The sequence below is a fragment of the Microcystis sp. M049S2 genome (assembly GCF_020245625.1).
GTDB classification, from domain to species: domain Bacteria; phylum Cyanobacteriota; class Cyanobacteriia; order Cyanobacteriales; family Microcystaceae; genus Microcystis; species Microcystis ichthyoblabe_A.
The window spans coordinates 1-6,438 of sequence record NZ_JADBUN010000024.1; the positions used below are offsets into that span (position 1 = coordinate 1).

Here is a 6,438-nt window from a genome sequence, read left to right on the forward strand (position 1 = left end):
ATTAGAGAAGATGCAAGGGTGATGCAAGGGTGATGCAAGGGTTTTAAGAGATTCTAGCAGATTTAAGTGCATTTGGGAAGCTCTCAATCAAGCTAAAAGCCCTTTCCTGTAAGGTTTTTACCATTATTCAGCCAACCCTAATTAGTGGTAGTTGCGCCATTTTCTACCTTAGCAAGGAGATTACCCTCATCATCGTATTGATATTGGGTAATATTTCCGCCAAGGATTTCTTTTAATAATCTGTCGTTTTTATCATAGTTATAGGTGGTTTTACCTGCCACTGAATCGACTTTTTCTAAACGATTTCCTACTGCATCAAAACTATAAGTAATCGTTTTGTTACCTGCTACAGTGTCAGTAATTTTCTCTTGAGTTAAACGATAGAGATTGTCATAATTGTACTCCACTGTACGACCATCATTTTCTACCACTTTCACCCGATTACCCATTGCATCTAGGGTATAGGTATAACTAGAAATAATACCCGTATCGTTGCGGTTTTCGAGATAGGTTAAGCGATTTAATAAGTCATATTGTTGATTTTCAATCACCCCATTGGGGAAGACTGTTTTAATCAAATTACCCACCGTATCATAATCGTAGTCTGTTACTCCATTATCGGCATCTTTAACAGTATCAAGGCGATTCAACACATCATAAGTATAAGTAGTTGTGCCTGAAGGTACGGTTAAGGTAAGAATATTACTAGCCTTGTCGTAAGTATAGCTAATAGTACGGTTATCGGGTTCGGTACGACTAATTAATCTGTCACGCTCATCATAAACATAATTTGTCATCCCTCGGTTATCGATAACGGTAGCTAATTCCCCCGTCAAGGTATAGGTAAAGGTTTCCGTAGCTGTACCATCAGAGAAGGATTTTTCGGTTAACCAGTTACGCTCATTATATTTATAGGTGGTGACTGCTCCGTTAAAGTCAGTTACTTTAATTAAATTACCGATTTTATCGTGAATTGTCTCGTTACGTTGTCCACCAGGTAAGATGGTAGCTTTTAGACGGCGTAAACTGTCATATTCAAACTTAGTGATATTACCATTTGCGTCTTTTTGCTCGATTAAATTACCCACTAAGTCATATTTATACTCAGTGCGTTGATTTAAAGCATCAATTACCGCCGTTAGTCTTCCTAAAGCGTCATATTCATAATTAGTGGTATTTCCGGCTAAATCTGTTTCTGCTATCACTCGTCCTAAAGGATCATAAGTGGTAGTCATTACCGTATTATTAGCATAAGTTGTGGTAAGAAGACGATCAAGCTCGTCATAATCATACTCAGTGATGCGCCCTAACGCATCTGTTTTGGCAATTTGTCGCCCGTCTGCATCATAATTATAGCTGGTAATTTGATTGAGGGCATTAGTAACAGTTAAAAGGCGATCAGCTTGATCATAATTAAATTCGGTACGATTACCTAATTCGTCAATTTCGGCAATTTTTCGCCCAGCTTTATCGTATTCTTTCTTAGTGCGGGGATTATCGGTTAAATTGTCAGGGGTACTATCAGGATAAATTACTTCAATTTCTCGCCCTAATGCGTCATAAACATAGATAGTTTTACGTCCTAATTCATCAATAAAACCCGTTACACGATCTAAAGCGTCGTATTCATTTTGGGTGCGAGGGTTATCGCTTAAATTATCAGGAGTGCTATCAGGTAAGATGGTTTCAATCAATAAACCACGATCATTATAACGGTATTCTGTGCGTCTTCCTAATGCGTCTATTTCTGCTACTTTTTCCCCAGCGGCGTTATATTCGGTTTTAGTAATACCCCTTGCACAACCACAACTACTCCCTTCAGGATCAGCTTTTTCAATCAAGCGCCCTTGAGCATCATAGATATAATTAGTAATAGCACCTAAAGCATCAGTAACACTCGCTACTCGTCCATTACTATCATAGGTAAAGGTGGTTTTTGCTCCCGTAGGATCGGTTAATTCAGTTAAATTACCACGATTATCATACTTAAAGTTACTAATTTTACCATTAGCATCGGTGACAGTAGTTAAAAGTCCCAAGGAGTCATATTTATATTCAGTAACATTACCTTCTGTGTCTTCCCGTTTGGTGAGATTACCGTTATTATCATAGGTGTAAGTGGTGACAAAACCTAAAGCAGTAGTCTCTGTCAAGATGTCGTTACTTTGGTTATAAGTAAAGGTTTTCTTGTTACCTTCCCCATCGGTTTCTGTCAGCTTATTACCTCGACTATCATAGGTATAACTGGTGATATTACCTTCGGGATCGGTTTCACTTAACAGGTTATTATCTTCATCGTAAGTGCGTAAAGTAATACCCCCTAATTGATCAACTTCTTGAATAACATTACCTTGAGCATCAAAAACCCGGGTAATATTATTACCAAAAGGATCTTTAACAGTTTGGCTATTAGTAGCATTATCAAAGGTGATATTTAATTCATTACCGTTAGCGTCAATAATTTTGCTGATTTGTCCATTTTCGTCATATTCAGTACGAGTCGCACTGCGTCCCAAGGGATCAATAATTTCTGTTAAGAAGTGTTGACGATTGGGGTCATCATAAACTAGCTCGGTGGTGTTATTAGTGCGGTCAATCACCTCAATTAAATCACCGTTGCTATCATAAACATATTTAATAGATTTACCATCAGGATCGATAATTTCAGTAATGCGACCTTGAGCATCTCGAATAAAGTCAATTTCAGCACCCGTTGAGCTAATAATACCCTCATCGGAGAAGGTTAATTTATTGCCATTTCTGTCGGTGACATCAATTAAACCAAAATTCTGATCATAGTTATAAACCGTTCCATCTTTGGTGGTTAATTTATATTGCGAGGGATTATAACCAAGAAAACTGAATAAAAATGCTCCTACAGTACCGTCACTACGAATAGTTAAAGGAGAGTTTTCTGTTTCTAGCTTATCAAATACCCCTGCATCGGGAGTAAAGCTAGGAGCATAAATTGCACCGAAGAAACTAGCAGAAACTGGTACGGGATTAAAAGTAAATCCAACGCGGCGGCCATCGGGAGTATTTAAAGTTACTCGTGTCCCGACGGAGAAGGTATTAGAAGTCCCAAATAAATCGGAATTAGCCTCACTTAAATCTCGTCCATCAGGGGAAGACTCGACAATTTTGGCATCTTGTAAACCTAAATCCCAACCATAGCCAAAATCTCCTTGGCTTGCACTTTCTAAGCTATTATAACGACGAATAATTTCAATGGGAATACCAGTTAAAGGAATAGATAGGTCAGTATATTCTAAAGAAAAGTCACCCGGTTTATTTTGTCCTGTCACATTTAAAATAACGCCTTGAACATTACCATTACCACTAAAATCAAAAGCGGTAATTTTTATTAGATAACTTCCATTTGCCAACAAACGAGTATCTAGATTAGCTACCTGCTGATTAGTAACATTTTGAGTGCCTTTTGTCAATAAAGTATAATCTGGATCATTTTCCCCGATATTGCTTAAATCAACTGCTTCAATCGGGGCAATTTCCACTCGATAAAATTCGAGGTTATCATCTGTGACGGTAGCAATAATATCTGTAGGTGACTTGATAATGCCTTGGGTGGCTTCTAAGTTAGTTTTGTTAATTTCAACAACAGGTGCTTCGGTATCACTGGGATCAAGTACCCGCACTTCAATTGTTTCTGTATCCTGATTACTGGCTGCATCGGTAGCAGTAGCAATAATTTGATAAAGTCCTGCTTTTTGACCGACAAAAGTGGCAGTATTAATTTGTCCATTGGGACTATTGGGATTAAGGGTTAGCGGAGTTGTATTAGCCGTTAAAGTGAGGGTTTTAACTTCGATATTATCCGTTGCTCGAACTTGGAAATTAATACTTTGACCAATATTGATCAAATTACTATTAAAGCCTAATTCCACTACCGGATTAGTAATATCATCATTGCTAAGGGTTAAGTTATAGGTTTGAGTGGTGATTCCCCCGCGTCCATCGCTGACTTGAATCGTCACAGGATAAATACCTTGATTTTGGGATGCAGATTGCCAACGAATACGGCCAAATTGATCAATTGTTAAACCTTGAGGCGCTTGTAAAAGATTATAGGTTAAAGTGTCGTTATCTGCATCTTTGGCAATAACATCATATTTGTAAGTAACGCCTAATTGAGCTAATTCTAACGGCTGAGAATTAATAATCGGTGCTTGATTAGGAGTAACTCGGATATAGTAATTTTGATAGGCAATCCCACCATCTGCATCCGTTGCTGTGACTGTAACTTGAAAATCACCGTTAGTGGTGTTTTGAGTTTGCCAAGTAATTAAACCTGTATTGGTATCAATAGTCATCCCATTGGGTTTAACCGTTAAATTGTAGCTAATAGCGGTATTTTCGGGATCATTAGCCTCGACATCGTATTGATATAATCCCCCAGCACCAATGATAATTTTGGGTGTGCTGGTAATACTAGGTAAGTTGTTGCCTAATGTGGCTAAAACTTGTAATTGATAGGATTGGGTATTGGTCCCACCAAAACCATCGCTAACTTTGATTTCAACGGTTTGTTTTGCTAACTTAGTAGGGGTATATGCTATTAGTCCAGTATTGGTATTAATGGTCATCCCTTCCAGGGGATTAATCAGGCTATAGGTTAGGGTATCATTATCAAAATCAGTGGCTCTTACTTCATAGCTGTAGGTATTATTAATCAGGGTAACGGTGTTAGGAGAGGAGATAATTTGCGGTGGGGTGTTAATACCTTTAGTATTGAGGAAAAATTCTTGAGTAGCAATGCCTCCTTTACCATCAGACACTCGCAAAACTACTCGATTATTACCGATTTGATTTTGTTTCGGTTGCCAAATTAAGCTACCAGTTTCTGCATCAACTGCCATGCCTTCAGGTTGATTGAGTAAGCTATAGGTTAACCTGTCATTATTGGCATCGGTAGCAGTGGCTCGATAGGTTAATAATTGTCCTATTTGGGCAGTTTGAGGCGCTGTGCTAGTGAATACGGGAGCTTGATTGGGGATAGGTTGATCAATTTTTTGGTTGCCAAAGTTGATGTTACTAACAGTTTCTCCATCTTTGAGTTTTATAGTATAAAAATCTGGACTAGCAATACTATCCGGTAATCCTTGTACATTGATAACATCAAAACCTGGGCTTAGTCCATTATTGTCAAGTCCAACAATTTTTATAGCTCGGACTGGTTGGGTAAAATTGATTGAAGCAAGATCAAAAATTGAAGTTGTTCCGCCATCTCCAATTCCAAGTAAGACAAAATCTTCTAAGTTAGAACTAACGTAAACTTCTGCTTGTTCTCCAGCAAATCCGATTTCTGGAATAAAAATATCGTTACCTGGTTTATCAATAATAATTTCGTCAGTAAAACCAACAGTTACATAAGAGCCTGTAGGAAGTGATAATGCTCCTAAAGTATCACTTCCTAAAATAATATCAACACTGACTAAAACAGGGCCATTTCCATCATTATCTGCTCCATAAGGTTCATTAAACGTTCCTGCTCCACTGTTAAAGTAGTCAAGAATAACATCAGCAAAACCATCTCCTAGAGAATCTGTAGGTTGTCCACCAGGATAAGTTTGTTTATAATCTGTGGTTACAATTTCCCTGACAATATAAGTACCTGCTTCTAAACCAGTGAATTGATATTTTCCATTTTCATCGGTGATTTGACTAGGCTCATGATTATCAAAAGTGCCATTATTATTTGAGTCAAGATAGACGGTAATTCCTTCTAAAGCAGGTTCATTGTTAATAAATGTCCAGGAAAGAATATCATGGTTTCCTAATCCTGCCCCTGTAGCAGAAGTAAAACCGACAAAAAACTCATTTTGTCCGAGAATTTCAGCAATATTAATTGTTGCGGAAACAGTGGCTTGTGTAGGGCGATTAGAGTCTTGAGAGACTCTAGCTTCTAGTAATTGTGACGAGCCATTATAGTCAATCCAAACATTCCAAATTTCTCCATTATTGAAGCGAGTAGGAATATTAGCTTGGACAAGAGAAGTTGTACTTCCATTAACATTAATACCAATATGATTGCCATTATTTTGATCTTGGCTACCATTATTAAATGTATCTAATTCAACAACAACAGTATTGTTTAAGCCTTCATAACCAATTCCTCCCCCTGCACTACCAATGGTATCTGTTGGACTGATAATAAAAGCTATACCATCCGCACCTTCACCATCTTCATCCCCAAGCCCGCTAGATTCAGAAATAGAAAATTTGAAGTTAGTAGAAAATAATAGATTTTGGTTACTATCTCGAACAAGGTTAAAGGGATTTTTTAATCTCTTCGGGTCTAATTCCCCGCCGCTCGCGGCGTATAATAAGTAGTCGTGCAAAATTAATTTCCTAGTAAAGATAGGCACTCATGCAAGAGGCAAAAGGCAAGAGGGGGTTAGATATGTGTAATTAATTTTG

The 6,438-nt window shown here is 37.8% G+C and carries 1 protein-coding gene; it reads right to left on the reverse strand.

Annotated features, from left to right (window positions below):
* Positions 1–137 precede the first annotated feature (137 nt).
* Positions 138–6,359, reverse strand: a complete 6,222-nt coding sequence (locus IM496_RS01905) for a putative Ig domain-containing protein (protein WP_287661074.1) — start codon at positions 6,357–6,359, stop codon at positions 138–140.
* Positions 6,360–6,438: the final 79 nt, after the last annotated feature.